Annotated in this window: 11 protein-coding genes; all 11 read right to left on the bottom strand. The window is 26.1% G+C overall.

Features of this window, described 5'->3' with window-relative positions; all coding sequences use genetic code 4:
• Positions 1–18: 18 nt before the first annotated feature.
• A complete protein-coding gene (locus Q346_RS04260; protein WP_027333053.1) occupies positions 19–2,559 on the bottom strand; it encodes an ATP-binding cassette domain-containing protein in 2,541 nt (846 codons plus the stop codon).
• Positions 2,549–3,637 carry an ABC transporter ATP-binding protein gene (locus Q346_RS0103310; RefSeq protein WP_036438099.1) on the bottom strand — a complete coding sequence of 363 codons (1,089 nt, stop codon included), beginning with the start codon at positions 3,635–3,637 and terminating at the stop codon, positions 2,549–2,551. The genes Q346_RS04260 and Q346_RS0103310 overlap by 11 nt, the downstream gene beginning before the upstream one ends.
• Before the next feature lie 4 nt (positions 3,638–3,641).
• A complete protein-coding gene (locus Q346_RS0103305; RefSeq protein WP_244874348.1) occupies positions 3,642–4,913 on the bottom strand; it encodes an ABC transporter permease in 1,272 nt (423 codons plus the stop codon).
• Complete coding sequence (locus Q346_RS0103300) at positions 4,913–5,989, bottom strand: ABC transporter permease (RefSeq protein ID WP_027333050.1); 1,077 nt, start codon at positions 5,987–5,989, stop codon at positions 4,913–4,915. The genes Q346_RS0103305 and Q346_RS0103300 overlap by 1 nt, the downstream gene beginning before the upstream one ends.
• A gap of 14 nt (positions 5,990–6,003) precedes the next feature.
• Positions 6,004–8,835, bottom strand: a complete 2,832-nt coding sequence (locus Q346_RS0103295) for an OppA family ABC transporter substrate-binding lipoprotein (protein ID WP_027333049.1) — start codon at positions 8,833–8,835, stop codon at positions 6,004–6,006.
• Between the two features lie 426 nt (positions 8,836–9,261).
• Entirely contained in the window at positions 9,262–10,917 is a 1,656-nt protein-coding gene (locus Q346_RS0103290) for an MBL fold metallo-hydrolase RNA specificity domain-containing protein (protein ID WP_027333048.1), read from the bottom strand.
• Between the two features lie 116 nt (positions 10,918–11,033).
• On the bottom strand, positions 11,034–11,876 hold the full coding sequence (locus Q346_RS0103285) for a hypothetical protein (protein ID WP_027333047.1): 843 nt from the start codon (positions 11,874–11,876) through the stop codon (positions 11,034–11,036).
• A gap of 81 nt (positions 11,877–11,957) precedes the next feature.
• The gene (locus tag Q346_RS0103280; RefSeq protein ID WP_027333046.1) at positions 11,958–13,868 is read right to left on the bottom strand and encodes a M13-type metalloendopeptidase; all 1,911 of its coding nucleotides are present in this window, start codon (positions 13,866–13,868) and stop codon (positions 11,958–11,960) included.
• Between the two features lie 62 nt (positions 13,869–13,930).
• A complete protein-coding gene (locus tag Q346_RS04285; RefSeq protein ID WP_027333045.1) occupies positions 13,931–14,113 on the bottom strand; it encodes a 16S rRNA (uracil(1498)-N(3))-methyltransferase in 183 nt (60 codons plus the stop codon).
• A 297-nt stretch (positions 14,114–14,410) separates the two neighbouring features.
• Entirely contained in the window at positions 14,411–15,640 is a 1,230-nt protein-coding gene (locus tag Q346_RS04115) for an IS3 family transposase (RefSeq protein WP_162148279.1), read from the bottom strand.
• Positions 15,641–15,959: 319 nt separating this feature from the next.
• Entirely contained in the window at positions 15,960–16,580 is a 621-nt protein-coding gene (locus Q346_RS0103265; protein ID WP_027333043.1) for a Fic family protein, read from the bottom strand.
• Between the last annotated feature and the right edge of the window lie 541 nt (positions 16,581–17,121).

The following is a 17,121-nucleotide window of genomic DNA, read 5'->3' as shown; positions in this document are numbered from 1 at the left end:
AATATTTCATATCTAAAATTATTTTTCATCTTCTGTTGCTAAAACAAAATCATTTAAATTGAAAGGTTTCACTCAATTAGTAACTTGATCTTTTGTTCCATAAATAAAGTGATCATCTTCAACTTTATATAATTTAGGTACTTTAGGGAATTGTTGATCTTTTAAATAATCTAATTCAAAGTTAATGTTTTCAAATTTTTCATTTGCATTAGAAATTTTTGGAATCGCTTTAAATAAGTTAATTGTGTAAGGGTGAAGAGGTTTATTATAAACCACATTAGTTTCACCTGATTCAACAATTTTTCCTAAGTGCATAATTTGCACTCTGTCAGCAATATATTCAATCATTGAAAGGTCATGCGCAATGAAAATCATTCCAATGTTTTTCTTTTCACATAAATCTTTTAATAAGTTAACCACTTGCGCTTGAATAGAAATATCCAATGATGCAATTGGTTCATCAGCCACAATGACTTTTGGTTGAGTAATTAAGGCTCTGGCAATAACAATTCTTTGTCTTTGTCCACCAGAGAATTCGTGTGGATAACGGTAAGCAAATTGTTTTAATAAACCAACATCTTCTAGAGATTTATAGATAGTCATTTTAATTAAAAGATTTCTAACTTTTCAAGAAGCTAATAAACGATTTCAAAGCATTTGCACATTACCTAAAACTGGAATAGTTTTGCTTAAAGCAATGTCTTCCCGAGTTAAGTCAGCAACTGATTTTGTTAAATCTTTTTTAGTTAATTTAGAAATTAAAGTCTTAACTTTGTTAATTAATGAATTTTGTTTTAAGGCTTTATCATTATTTAAACCTAATAATAAGTAAATAGCATTAATATCTTTTTGTAAGTACTTAACTTCAATTTTGAATGATTGTAAAGTGTTTAATTTATTTTTAATTTTACTGTGATAAATAGCAATTAATTTTTTTAGTTCATTCACTTTTTTATTAATTTGCACTCACTCTGGTGACTTTTTAGTCAATTGTTTTTGCTCTTTAAGCAACTTCTCATAATCAGCTTTTAAAGTTGCAAAGAATTTGTCGCTATTAACTTTAAATAAAGCATCAGTTTCACTTTGCATTGCTCTTAAACTTTGATATTGTTTTTCATTTTCTGAAATATCAACATGCAATTGATAAATTTGATCAATTTCTTTTTCAATGAATTTAGCTAATTCTTCTTGACTTTTAGCTTGTGCTTGATTATATTTTTCTTGGGCAAGAGCTAAATCACTTTGAGTTTTAGCTGGTTGAGTTTCATTTTTAATGATTGTTTCTAAGTGATTAATTTGACTTTGGTAGTCGCTCAAAACTTTATTTTTGTGTTCTAATTCAGTTGCATTTAAGTGAGTATATTTATCAAGTTTAAAATTAAACTCAGTATTCAATAAATTAGTAATCACTTTTTTAATGTCTTTTGAATAAGTTAATTTTTCGATTTTTTGATTGTAAAAATCAAAAGCAGATTTTTTTAACTTAAGCATTAAGTTTTGTGCTTGTTGATAATCAAGAGCACCTAAATTGCGACTTATATTTTTAGTGTATTGATAAAGGAATTTATTTAAAAGTCCTTTTTTCAAACTATATGCATAAAAATTTAAATCAAAGGCTTGAATTCTGTTGTAGAAATCAATCTTTTTATCCATTTTAAACTCTTTAATATAGTTACTAAATGTATTGCGATTTGCTTGGACACGATTTTTTCATTCGTGTTTAAAAGTTTTTAATTCATTTTTGAGATTAATAAGTTTTAAATTAGCTTCATAAGCATTAAGTGAAGTTTTTAATAAAGCTTTAGTTTTTTCACGTTCATCTTTTGCTTGAATTAATTCTTGTTCGTCTAATTCTAAGTCATTAGCACGCAATTGATTTTGTTTAGCATAATAATAACTGATTAGTTTTTCAGTATTTGAATACATGTTATTGACAATTTGGCTTTCCATGTTTTGTTTTTCTTCTAGATAGTTATAGAAAGCGTTGAAATTGTCTTCATAATTTAAATTTGCATCATATTCATAATTAGATAATTTATCTTTTCAGTCTGGGAAAAAATGAACAGCTAAATCATTAATTGCTTTTAAATTATCCAATTTGATTTTTTTAGCACGATATTGAAATGTGTAATGAAAAGTTTTTTTAACTAATTCTCAATCTTTAAAGATATCTTTCATTTGTTCATGAATAATTCCATTAACAATTAAAGGTTCTCTTAAAGTAGAGTAGATATTTTTTTGTCCATTTAAAGCTGCATGTGGATCTTGAAAAATCATTTGAATATTTCTTCTTAAGAATTTCTTTTGATTTTTTGATAATTTTTTACCACTAATTACTTGTTTATTTAAAGCTACAAAACCATTGAAGTCATCATAAAGTCTTAATAATGAACGACCAACTGTAGTTTTACCAGAACCTGATTCACCAATTAAACCAACAATTTCACCTTCATGTAAATTAAAACTAACATCATCAACAGCTTTATTTACATAACCATTGTTGGTGAAATATTTTTTAAGTCCTCTTATTTCTAAAACTACATTATTTTTATTTTTCATCTTTAAATACCTTTTTAAATGCGTCTAATTTATCTTGTAAATCTTTTGGTTTTTGTACCTTTGGTGCATCAGGATGCAATAATCAAGTAGCAGCAGCATGGTGTGAATCAATTTCAATTAAAGGAGGTTCTTTATAAAAATCAATTTCTAAAGCATAATCATTTCTTGGCGCAAAAGGATCACCAAGTGGTAAATTAGCTAAATCAGGAGGAGTACCTTTAATTGAATAAAGACGATCTTGGCTATTTTCTGGAATAGCTGAAATCAAAGCTCAAGTATAAGGGTGAGCTGGTTTGGTAAAAATATCTTTTCTAGTTCCTCTTTCGATAATTTTACCTGCGTACATAACAAAAATATAATCACAAAATTTAGCAACTACACTAATGTTGTGTGAAATTAAGATAATAGAAATCCCTAATTTTTGTCTAATTGTTTCGAATAAAGCTAAAACTGAAGCCTGTACAGTTGGATCTAAGGCAGTTGTAGGCTCATCAGCAATAATTAATTTTGGATTTAAAGCCACGACCATTGTTATAACAACCCTTTGTTTCATTCCACCTGATAAGGTGTGCGGGTATCTATAAAAGACTTGTCTTGAGTCTCTAATTCCAAATTGTTCTAAAAGTGAAACTAAATAATCAATTTTTTCATTTTTTGATTTATTTTTTCACTCATTGTTTAAATTTAAAGCATCAAGTAATTGTTTACCAATTTTTCTTGTTGGATTTAATGAAGTTAAAGGGTCTTGTGGGATATAACCAATATATTGTCCTCTAATTTTTTGTCATAATTTTTTATGTTTACCAATTTTAGTTAAATCATAATCTGCAATTTGCATTTCATCAGCATTAATAATAGCGCCATCATTAACATTAATTAATGATTTACTTGTAACACTTTTTCCTGAACCAGATTCACCAACTAAACCAACAATTTGCCCCTTTTTAATGTCTAAGTCAATACCACGAATAATTCTAATTGTTTGTTTTTGACTAGTTTTAAAATCAACAGTCAAATTACGAACTTTTAATAATTGATCATCTTTTAATGATTCGGTTTTAATTTGATTTAAATTCATAATATTATCTCGCTTTTACAATTTTAGGATCAAGTGCATCGTGGATACCGACTGCAATAAATTGAAGACTTAATGATAGGACTAAAAGAATTGAGGCTGGTAAAATCATTAATCATGGGTTAAGTTCAGATTGTGAAATGTTATCAATCATAAATTTACCGATGTTAGCTGAATTATCGTCTTTAAAGAATCCAAGGAAAGCTAATGAAGCCACAGAAAGAATAACTGATGGGATTCTTCTAACAAAGTTCATTGCTAATTTACCAATGATTGCTGGTAAAGCATGTAAATAAACTTGTCTTGGAGTTGAAGCTCCAATACTTTTGGCAGCTGTGATATATTCTTCATCTTTGACAGTAATAATAAACATTCTAGTAGTTCCAATTGGTCAAGTTCATCCAACGAATAATAAACCACCAATTAAAACTCAATCGTTAGTTCCTCAAATAGAAACGAACATTAATAATCAAATAATTGAAGGTGGAGATTGGAAAATTTCGATGATTCTCATAACAACTGTATCAATTCATTTTCCAGCGTGAAAACCTAAATAAGCACCAATTGTAACTCCAATTAAAAATTCAATTGAAGCCACAATTAAAGCAACTTTCATTGATTGAATTACCCCAACTCAAGCAGTAGTTCAAATATCATAACCATTTTCTGTGGTTCCTAAATAAGTTTTTAATTTTGGTACAGCTTGGCCAAGTTCTTGTAAATAGGCAATTTTATCTGAATCAGAAACTAATGAATTTCAATGATCTGGGTTAATGGTTGTAAAAATTCTATTAGTAGTATAAAAATCATAAGCATTGTATTCAATAAATTGTGAGCCAGAAGCTGAATATTCAGTATTAAAACTTAATCCATAACCAGCATCTCTTAAATATTGATAATATTGGCTATCCACAATTACATTGTATGATTTGATTTTTAAAGTATCAAATGAGATTTCATGTGCATCAAAAAGAGGCGGTAAACTTTTAATAAAAGTTAATTTTTCTTGACTATTAGCATCGATTCTTTGTGCTGCTAAATAAGGTGAAGTGAAGTAAATAATAACTGAAGTTAAGATTAAAGCTAAAAAAGCTAATGTAGCTAAAACAACAACTGGATTTTTAAAAAATCTTTTAATAATTTCAACTGCTAAAATTTTCGGTTTTCCGGCAATATTATTAGTTAAATTTCTATCTTGAGCTAAATGAATTTTTGAACTAAAATTTTGGTTTAACTTATATTTAGCATTAAATTCTTCATTTGATAAATGCATTGACATTAGTTAACTCCTTTCAATTTTGATTCATTATTCATTTCAAGTTTTTTGATTTCTTTTTTTCTGTGTTGATAAGCTTTGAAAAGTAAGTAAAAATTCAATCCTTGTGAACTTTGATATTTAATTCTTGGATCTACTCATGCATAAGAAATATCAACTAAAATTTCAGTAAATAAAGCTAATGAAGTAAAGAAAATAATATTAAACATAACTACATTAATTTCTCCATTAGGGAAAGATTGAGCAATAATGTTTGATGTTCCTGGAATAAATCAGAATCTTTCAACAATAATTGAACCACTTAAAAGTCCTATGTATGAAGGAATTAAAATGGCAGCTAAAGGAATAGAAATATTTCTAAAAACATATTTTCTAAAAATTTGTCCAGTTGATAAACCTTTAGTTTTAGCAATTAAAACATAATTTGAAGACAGAACAGTTACAATTTGATTTCTTGAATACAATGTATATCCTGATAATGATGATAGTGAAATAACGATAATAGCAGGAAGTAAAGAATTAAAAGTAATTCATCAATTATTTCCCACTTCTTCAGGAGCAATAAAACGCATTGGTAAACCAAGCATTTTAAATAAATTAATTGCAAAAGGAGCAATAATAAAGGATGGAATTGCAATAAAGACTAACACAAATGCATTAATAATGGCATCGGCAGCCTTACCACGATTATATCCAGCTCAAACTCCTAATAAAATTCCTAATGTTGCACTAATAATGAATGATGGTAATGATACTAAAATACTTCATTTAAGTGGTCCAAAGAATAATTCTGGAATACTTTTAGCCTCTGGATTATTAATGAAGTACATTTGTCCAAAATCGCCTTTAAATAAGTTGGATAAGTAAATACCAAGCTTTTCAAAGGCGTTTTGCTCACTAAATTCTTTAGCTAGTGCTTCTAAAAGTTTTCTTTCAGGTTCTTTTAATTCAGCACGGCTTTTTAAAGCTACTTCAAAAGGGTTTGAAATGAAAGTAACAATTAAAAGATAACTAAAAATTGTGATAATAAATAATGTAAGAATAGCCAAGGCTATTCTTTTTAAACTATATTTAAACATTAACTATAAATTAATTAAAGTGAAACAAAAATGTCATTTCATCATTCACCATTGTCTGAAGTATAAGGATATACATAGTATGGATTAATTAAACTAGGTGTATATTCAGTAACTGAAACTTGTCTAAATGGATCAACAGTAAAGCCAAAGAATGAATTAAGTTCTTGAACTAAAGTAACATTTTCTTGATTGGTTAATGAAGCATTAAATTCTAAGAAGAATTTTGAAAGTATTAAGTACAATGCGTCGTCATAACCTTCAAATCCTGCAGGATTAACTTTAATTTGATTATCTTCTCATTTATAAACATTAGGGTGTGAAGCTCAAACATCTAATTGATTATTGGTTAATTCTGTTAATTTATCTAATGGCACGCTAAGGTTAACATTATTTTCTTGATTCTCCACATAGGCTTTAAAGGCTTTAAGAGCTTTTGCTAAATTAGGGAATGAAGTTTCTAATTTAGTAGTCATTGCTTCATTTCCTGCAAGTAATGAGAATAGAGCTCTACCTTGATCATTTAATAATCCAACAATTCCTGAACCAATGGCATCATAATCATATCCTCAACCATTAGCAGCATAAACACCATTTCCGCTGAAAAAGATTTGATAGAAATTATCTTCTTCTGGTTTAATAAATTCAACTTCTAAACGAGAATCTAAAGCATTGTAAATTTCAGGTAATAATTTAAATGCGCCTTCTACTTTGGCAGGAGTTCAGTTATTAAATCTATAAGGGATTTTAAATTTAATTTTATCTGTTTCTGGATTTAAATCAGTATTTTCAGCATAAAAGGCATCTAATAATGCTTTCATCGCGGCTTTAACTTCATTATATTTAGCTGATTTGTATTTTTCGATATCTGAACTTGAGCCAAGATAATGTTCTTCTTGTAAAGTTGGTGTAACTAAATTATTGTCTGTATTGATTTGTAATTTGTTGTAATCTTTGTCAAGAATAAAGTAACTATTAGCTTCTTCATAAGCATCACGAAGAGTTTTAATTCTATTTTCAGCACTATCTTGATCACTACCCCCAATAAGAGCATCGGGAGCTAAACTTGAAATAAGTTGTTTTCTGCTGCCATTTCAAACATCGGCATCAAAATAATCAGGGTTAAAGACAGCATTAATTAAGTTTCTAAATACAGGTCCATAACCAGTTGCAACTTTAGTTCAGTATTCTAAACCTTTTTGATTACCAGCAGCATTTTCATTAATTCCTTTACCATAGTAAAGTCTTGAAAATGCTTCTGAATAACCATCAATAGATAATTTATCATTGGTATTAACTTTTTTAGCAAAATATCTTCAAGTTGTGTAGCCATAAAGACTTGTTGAATAATTAACTTTTCTAAATTGTAAATTGTATTTTCTTGGTTTAAGTTCAGCATCTTTTTTAGCTACATCAGTTAAGTTAGCAAATGGGAAAACAGAAATTCTACCATTAAGATAGTCATCTAACATCGCTTTAACAAATTGAGTTTGATCTGCTCCACCGCTTGATGGCATATATTTATATTCTCTAGTATTAAGAGTATTTGGATTATTTACTCATTCAGTGTCATAGTAATTTCTATTTTTTTCAAAAATATCTTTACTTGTTGCTGAACCAGAAAAACCTGCATAAATATATGGACCAGCAGCTAACAATGATTCAGGATCGTTTTGATCAATATATGAACCGTATCAATAAATTCCAGCTAATCTTAATGGATTGTCAAGTGAAAGTTGAGTAATTAATGATTTTAAGCTGTCTTTTTTAGCTTGAACATCAGTAGCACTAATATGAGGAACTAAAGTTCTTGTTTCATTTTGTACTGAAGCACCTCTTGCTTTAATAAATTGTGAAGGTGCGGCTAAAAATTCTCCATTACTTGCAATTGCATCAAAGAAAGTATTTAAATCAGCAGCATTTTCACCAAGAGCATCAAAAGTAACTCTTTCAACACCATTTACAGTTTGAATGAATTGATCACGATTGTAAAATTTGCTACTATCTACATTGTATAAATTAAATAAATATTCATTACCAAATGAACTCTTTTCTGAATAATTAGTTGCACCAGTTTCAAGTAAAGATCTAGCTGTATCATCTAAATCATTTAATAATTTTTCTTTTTCTTCCTTAGTTTTAGAACTTAAAGCTTGATCATTTTGAATTGCTTTTAATCTTAAAGGTTTATTTAAGTAAGCTGTTCTTAATCAACTAATATAGAAATCATCTGCTACAACTTTGAATTCAGTTTTTTGATTTTTAATATTTGATCAGTAAATATTATCTCTAATTTCGAATTGAACTTTTTTAGCATTTTTTAATGTTTCAGCAAAAGCATCTGAGTTAATGCTATTTGCATTATTACTTTTTACTTTATACAATAATTGACTGTAATTACCATTTGAATCAGCTAAAGATTTAATATATTCAGGATTATAGTCATCATTGTCAAAAACATGTTCTTGATCATTGTTATCTGTAACAATAACTTTTGAACCAGCCATCAATGAGTATTTTCAAATTGATGGGGTTTTAATTAATTTAGCACCTTGAGCACCAATTACAACTTGCGGACTATTTAAAGTTTCTTTACGAACTAATGATACAGTGGTACTTAAAGAAGTAATAGAATCATTTCCTCCGTAAGATTGACTTGGGTCATATTTAAAAGCTTGAGCATTATATGGATTGTTAATATATGAAATAAATGCTTTATCTTGAGCCACTTTTTTACCAATAGTTGAACTATCACTTGGCGAACAAGCGGCTGAAACTAAAGCACCAATTGATACAAAACCAGCCGAAAGAGGAACTAAAGTAGCCAATTTTCTATTTAATTTAGGCATATTTTCCTTTCATAAGTTACTTATTATTTAATTAAGTAATTTAATATTTTTATTTATTTTAAACTTTTCTTACACGTTATATTGATTAAAAAAACTTGTTGGCTTATAACCAACAAGTTCATTCTCATTGACTATAGCACATTTTGACTAATATTTTTATAGGTTTCTTCCTACTATGTCTTTTGTTCTATAGTTTTCATAATATTTATTTCTATTATTTAGTTTAAGCAGGAAGGCCTGCCTAAGTCATTTTTATTTAGCAGGCTGATAATGAAAAATAATGTCCATCTTAGTCACAAATGGGCAAATGGTAATATTCATTAATCCTTTTAAATAAAAACTTGTATTCAACATAACACGCTTATTATATACATAAAATAAAAATAAAAAATAATTTTATTTTAAAAAAACTAGGTCAAAACCTAGTTAAATTTGATTTAAAGACACAATTACCATTGGTTCTTTATCAAAAGATTTAAACATTTTTTTTCTAATCATATGACGAGCACGATTTTGAAAATCTTTTAAACCATCAAAAGTTTCAGATTCAATTAACTTTAAAATAGTTGATTTAATTAAATCTTGTGCTTCTTTTTTTTCTTCTTTATCAATTACACCGACAAAGTTAATTTGCATTTTACCAGTTAATAATTTATTTTTTGGATTGTATAAACAACTAATTAAGACAACACCATCACGGCCTAACATTTCTCTTTCGTTGATAACTTCATTACTTATATCACCAACTCCAAAACCATCGATAATGGTATCACCAACTTCTTTGACTTTCCCTTTAGTTGATAATAATTCATCATTAACAAAATGTACAACTTTACCATTTTGAATTAATAAAATATTATTTTTATTAATATTAGTTTCTTCAGAAATATATCTTTGCGCATCAGCTAAATATCTATATAAACCTTCAACTGGAATAATATATTTTGGTTCAATTGCTTTAACTAAATTAACTAAGTCAACTTTAGTTGGATGATGACGATAAAATTCATTATTTGAAACATCACTAATTTTTGGAGTGATTTTAGCAATTTCATCAAGAGTTAAAGCCTCTAAAGATTCTAAACCATTGACTGCTGGTGCTAGCATAATAACTGTATCTGAGGGAATAAGTTTTAGAAATACATCTTTATTATCAGTGATTCTTAAAAAGCGACTATATAATCTTTCAGTTGAACCAGTAACTAAAATAACGGCATTTTTAGTTTTGTTAGCATATTTATAATCAATTATTTTTGGTCACTTTAAAGTGGGATTAGACTTTTGAATTAAATTTAAAATTTGCCCGTAAGTTTTTCCATAAGTGATAACAGGACGATTAGTTTCAATAGCTAATTCAAGAATTTGTTGAATTGCCACCATTTCTTCATCGTAAGCACCGATAATAATTCTTTCATCTTCTTTCGCACTTAAAAAAATGTCTTTAATATTTTGTGGTAAATTAATTTTATTAATTGCCCGATCACCATAATTAGCTTTACCAGCATCAACAACCAAACATAAAATTTTACGTTTAGTGAATTTTTTAGCTAATTCTTCAAAATTTAGACGTCCATAAATTCCTAAATCGCCTTCAACAAAATTGAATAAAAATAAAATGTCGCCATTTGGGGTTATGAAATCAAAACCAATATGACCTGGCATTGAACCAGCTAAAGCAATTGGTTGCACAAAAATTTCACCTAAATTTAAAGTTTTATTAAGCACTTCAACTTTATAACTTGGGTTATCAATTTTATATTTTGATAATCTATCTAAAATCATAATTTTATTAAAACTTGAAGTATAAATTTTTAAATTAGGCACTTTCATTAATAATCAAGGTAAGGCACTAAAAGATTCATTTTTAACATCACTTATAAAAACACCTTTAATTTTTTCAGCATTTTTTTGTAAATATTCAAAAGAAGGAATGAGAGTGTCAACACCATTTTTTGAATTAATTGGAATTTTGGTACCTGTATTAATAATGTAAATACTTTCGTTATATTCTAAGACATAACAGTTTTTACCATTTTCATCTAGACCACCTAAGGCAAAAATATTAATGTGATTTTCTTTCATATATCTCCTTAAAAATGATTAATTAATTGAAATAAATATGTATTAAACAAATATTGTTTTAATTTTAATATAAAAATAAAACTAATACAAAAAAATGCATCAGTTTTAAAGAATTATTAATATTTAAATTTATTAACTATTTGATTAGATAAATAAGTTATAGAGATCATTAACGCAAAATTGTTAATAATGTTTAAGAATATATTATTGCTATAAACTAAATAAGAATTAACTCAAATGGCGGCTCAAAGTGCGAATATAAATGTAAAAATATTTAATATGAAGACAAAAATATTAAGCACTTTGATTTTAAATTTTAAGTTTAATGAAACTAATAATATTGAAGTAGCAAAAAGAAAAATTAGAATCAAATTAGGAATTAAAATAAAGTTTTTAGAACTATAAATAGAATAATATAAAAAGTCAAAGTTTTGTGTTTGAGCATTTCATTTTGTAATTTCCACAATTGAAGGCAAAAGTGAAATTACAAAAATTAGCATTAAAGTCATAAGTGCAATTAATTTAATATATTTACTTTTAATTTTTAAATCTGACAAATTAAACAAAAATCAAAGTATATTAATTACTAAAAGTAAATTAATTCACAATTTATTCATTGCAATAGTATTATCAATAATTAAAATTAAAATAAAGAAGCAAGTAATTATATTTACAAAAAATCAAATCAATTTGCTAATATTAGTAATTCTATTTTTAGGAAGAACTAAAAATGAGCTGATAATAATTTTTACTAATATTAATGTGAAAACTAATGAAGAAATAATTTTAAAATTAATATTAGTCTTGACATTAATTAATCAAAAATTTTCTACAATTTCAGGCACAATATATGGAGCAGCAGTTTCAAGTGTTGGATCAATTCTATAAATAATTAATATAGGGAAAATTAAAAAACAAATAAATAAAATAATAAAAAAGAAATTGAAATATCTTTTCATATCTAAATTTTATCTAAATACATATTTTGAATCGTAGATTGACTTTAATTTTAATAAAAAAAGTGGAAAATTCCACTTCAATTATCATATCTTAACTCTTTTTTCAGGTGCAAGATACATTTTGTCTTCAGGTTGAATTTCAAAAATATTTTGAAATTCATCTAAATTTTTTGCTTGAATATTTGCTCTTAAAATATCAGGAGCATGAGGGTCTGTTGATAAAAGAATTTTTGCTATTTCTTCTCTTTGTTTAATTCTTCAAATTTTCGCTCATGAAATGAAAAATTCTTTGCTATCATGATCAGCATCAAGTTGTGAAGCAGCTAAAGCACAACTAATTCCCCCATTATCTGCAATATTTTCACTTAAAGTTAATTTACCATTACATAAACCAAATTGAGTTGGTTGGCCTTCAAACAAATCAACCATTTTTTCACCTAATTTATTAAATTTAGCAAAATCCTCTTCAGTTCATCACATATTTAAACTACCATTTTCATCAAACTGAGCCCCATTATTGTCAAATGCATGACTAATTTCATGTGCAATTACAGCTCCGATTCCACCATAATTAGCTGATGAAGATTGTTTTAATGAATAAAATGGTTTATTTAAAATTCCAGCAGGGAAAACAATTTGATTTAAATTAGGAGCATAATAAGCATCTACAGCCGAAGCGCTCATTGATCAATATTCAGGATCAATTTTAGTGCCATATTGACTAAATGCATAATCTTCTAATACAGTATTAAATAAAATAATATTATCTACTAAATTAGCCTTTTCAGTTTTAGTTTCAAAATTATCATAATAAGGTTTTAATTTACTTGGATAACCAATTTTTACTTTTAATTTATTAAGTTTAATAATTGCTTTTTCTTTTGTAGATTCAGATAATCAAGTATTAGCAGACAATCTTTGGCGATAAATCTCAATCATTTTAGCCACTTTATTTTCAACATCGATTTTACCTTTTTCACCAAAGTATTTTTGAGCAAAATATAAACCGAGTACATCTCCAAAATAATTTTGCATTAAATCAAAAGCTGAATTTTTTCTATCAGGTAATTTTTTAATTCCAGATGAAACTTTAGTATAAATTTTTCCAATAATTTCAGTTTCACGATCTAAATACGGACTATAAAATCTTAATGTTTTAATTAAAAGTCAGTCTTTAAATTCATCAAAAGTTTGATTGTTTAAAATTTTATTTAAATTTTCAAAAAATCTTGGATAAGTTACTGAAACAAAATCAACATTTTGATTATTAACTAATTTTTTAGCTAAATCTCCAAGTTTAAAATCAGCTTCATAAGCATTTAATTCTTCAAGAGAGCGAGGATTATAAAAAGCAATGTAATTTACTAATTCTTGCCCAGTTGGATGAAATTCTAAAATTTTTCTATCAAAACTTAAAACATTTTCAACAATTTGTGCAATTTTTTTAGGATTAAAAGCAAATTTTTGAAGCAATTTGGTTGCCATTTTTTTATATGCATTTAAAAATTTACTTTTCATTGGATGACTATCATCATAAAAACTATTTTCAGGTAAAATGATTGAAGGATTACCCAAATATAAAATTTGATTTTCAGAATTTTTAAAATCTGAATAAATTGAAAAATCGAAAAATGAAGGAATTTCTCTTAATTCGAAATTATTTAATTTAGTAATATAGTCATTCAAATCTTTTAAATTAGTAACCTTTTTAACAATTTCCTTTAATGGTCTAATACCCAATTTGTTTCTTGTTTCATAATCCAAAGCCATTTCATAAAATTTGGCTAAATTATTTAATTGTTCATTTTTATTTGGTTTTACAGATAAATTTTTAATTAAATTAGCTGCCAACATTTTTTCTTTACGTCTAATTGTTTTATAGATTTCATAAAAAGCGCCAGTGGCTGTTTTATCAGCAGGAATTTTAGCTTTTTCTTGTCATTCAGCATTTACTGCATAATATAAGTCATCTTTAATATTTGCTGGTTTCATTTTCTTATCCTTTTAGTATTTAATTATTATATAAATATCTTATTAATTTTCATCAATATTTGCTAAAGCTTCCAGGCAAGCAGTTCAGCTATTAAAATAGTTTTTCCTAAAATAATAATTTTCACTTGAAATTTTTGAACTTCAGCAACTTCCTTTTTGCTAAATCCACCCTCTGGCCGATATAAATAATTGAATTGGTTTTTAATTGACTTTTTAAACTGGAACACGAAATACGAACAATCCATATTGAGTGTGCAGCTTAGGGATTTTCTTATTGTTATTTTGTTTTTTAAATATAAATATTATTAATTAGTTCTGTTAAATATTGCTTGGAAGTTTTATTAAATTATTTTGTTTTAAATGTGAATATGGTTAATTAATTTGTTTAAATAGGGTGTGTGCAAGATAACAAGTCTTAAAAAATGGTGAATTTTAAGCAAAAAATTCAAATTTAATAAAACTTTCAAGTTCTTAAGAACATTTGAAAACCATATAAAAATTAAAGTAAAAGATTAAACTGGGACACGAAAATTGGACAAAGTTTAATTTGTCATAACACCTCAAGATTCTTGAGGTGTTTTTCAATTCAGTACAGATTGAATTCTTTCAGTGTTATATCAAAATATAAAATTAGTAATTAAATTTTTAAGTTCTTTAAATGTAATTTTTGATATGTCTATTAATTTTAAACATTCAGATTTCAAAATTGAAAAGAAATATTCAGCCTCCCTATTATCCAAAGAATTTCCAACTCTTCCCATTGAAACAACTCCATTGTTCTTTTGAATTGTTTCTACATAATTTTTTGAAGAATATTGAAATCCATGATCAGAATGTGCAATTCATTTTTGATTTAATTTTATTTTCGACATATGTTGCATAACCAATTCAAGATCATTTCTTGTTGAAAGATTGTAATTAACAATATATTTACTTTTATGATCAATGGCAACCGACAAGAAAACAAAATTGTTTTCACAATCTTTTGGTGCTTGAATATATGTTACATCTGTTGCAATAATTTGATTTTTTTGTCCTTTGTAATCTCGATTTACTAAATCAATAAATTTTACATTTGTATTTTTTTGTTCTCTGTCTTTTCTCTTTTTTCTAATTAAACAAAGCAAATTTAATCTATTCATTATTCTACCAATAGTTCTATAATTAAGCGTTATTTGATATTTTCTTTTTATATAATTTTCAAGTCTTTTTCTTCCAAATAAACATTTATTTTGTTTAAATGATTTAATTACTAATTCGTCATATTTATTATTAAATTTTAGATTTTTATTTTGTTTATTTTTTGTTTTTAAATTATGAATAGTTGATTTAGATTTGCTAAATGAAAGACCTAATTTTCTTACAGAAATTGAAGATTTTTTTATCTTAGAAATATCAACTTCAATTCCATTTTTATCAAAAGAATCTTTGTAAATTTCCAAAAGTTCTATTAATTGTTCTTTTGGCATTTTTTCTAATTCTTTTTTAACAATTTCAATTGGGGTTATATTTTTCTTTTTCGGCCTTCCTGCACCTTTACCTTTTTTAGAAGATTTACCTGTTTTAGATTCTAAATTAGTCATACCTAAATTATATCTTTTGTAATTTCTAATAAAATACCTTTTCACTTCTATGAATTTTTTATCAAAAAAACTAATTCCTCTGATTGAAAGAAATTTAATTTCAAAATCATTTTTTGCAATTAAACCTTTTTTATAATCATGATAACTTGAAAAAAGTTCAAGTCATTCATGCTGTTTAAGCTGTCTCATATATTTTCCTATACAAAAAAACACGAAATATGGATTGTCCATATTTCGTGTCCCAGTTTAGATAGAACATTAAAGTCTATTTTTTTATCTGCTTCTCCTTTTACTTTTATTTATTAATTTAATCTGCTTATTAATATGTTCTCTGAGTGCTTCTAAATGCTCGCTTTTAATTTTTTTAGGAATATTTTCAAAACTATGATTTTTAAAATTAGTAAGAATTTTTCCACCGTTTAACACTAATAGTTTTGTATGATTGTTTTCAATATTTTTATTCCAATTCTCAATAGGTGCTTCACTGTCAAATTTTAAATTTACTCATTTATACTAACATTCTTTTTGTTTGTCCTTTTAAATTTCTTTTTAAGAAAGCAATTAATTTTTCATTATCATCTGTTTCATAATAATCAACAAATAAACTGCGATATTTTCCTATATCTTTCACAACTAAAACTTGATTGAAATGTTTTGATAGTAGTAAATTAGTAAAAATCATTGAGGTTCTTTTATTACCGTCATTAAATGGTTGCAATTTCATTAATTTACATTGCAAGGATAAGACACTATCAATATTTAAGTCATATAAACTATCTAAAATTACATTATTAATTAATTCTTCATTTACCACAGGCGGCTTATAAGAAGTTCCGGTAATTAAGACACTTTGTTTTCTAATTTTTCCATTATCAATAATAATTCTCTCACCGATATTTTTGTTAATGTCCATTAGTGTTAAAACAGGAAATTTTTTATTATATTCAATTTCCTCATGAATTACTTTTTTATATGTTTGATATAAATTCAAAACAATGTTTTTATTATAAAAATTCAAATTTAAATCATCTAAATTATCAACTAACTTTTTTGTTTGATCGATAGTGATATCAATATTTTCTAAATTAGATGCATAAGTAGTTAATTCATAAATATATTTTTTAATCATCTTTTACTATCACTCCTTTGTAATTACTCCATCTCAAACATAAACATCATCATTAAAATATATTCCTTTGCAATTTTTGTAATAATTTTCTTTTCTGCTTGGTAGTTATAAAAAATTACATAATTTTCTTCATCTTTAAAATTATCTGCTAATAAGTCAAATTTTGGATGTTTATCCTAAAAATAGGTTTTAGAAATAGTAAAATTAACATCTTAAACCGAAGCACGAAAAGTGGACAAAAAGTTTAATTTGCTAAAACACCTCCAAAACTCTTGAGGTGCGCTCGATCCACATTTTTTAGGGTGGTCGGATTGAAATTACAATCGAGCAATCACTCGTTTAAAATTTGCGCGCGATTTTTTAAATTTTATCTAAATACATATTTTGGTCGTAGATTGACTTTAATTTTAATAAAAAAAGTGGAAAATTCCACTTTCAGTTATCAAATCTTAACTCTTTTTTCAGGTGCAAGATACATTTTGTCTTCAGGTTGAATTTCAAAAATATTTTGAAATTCATCTAAATTTTTTGCTTGAATATT

Origin of the sequence: Mycoplasmopsis gallinarum DSM 19816, from assembly GCF_000621085.1 — a bacterium.
Taxonomy (GTDB): domain Bacteria; phylum Bacillota_I; class Bacilli_A; order Mycoplasmatales; family Metamycoplasmataceae; genus Mycoplasmopsis; species Mycoplasmopsis gallinarum.
The sequence above is the reverse complement of the archived record's forward strand: the minus strand, read 5'-3'. Positions and strand labels throughout refer to the sequence as shown.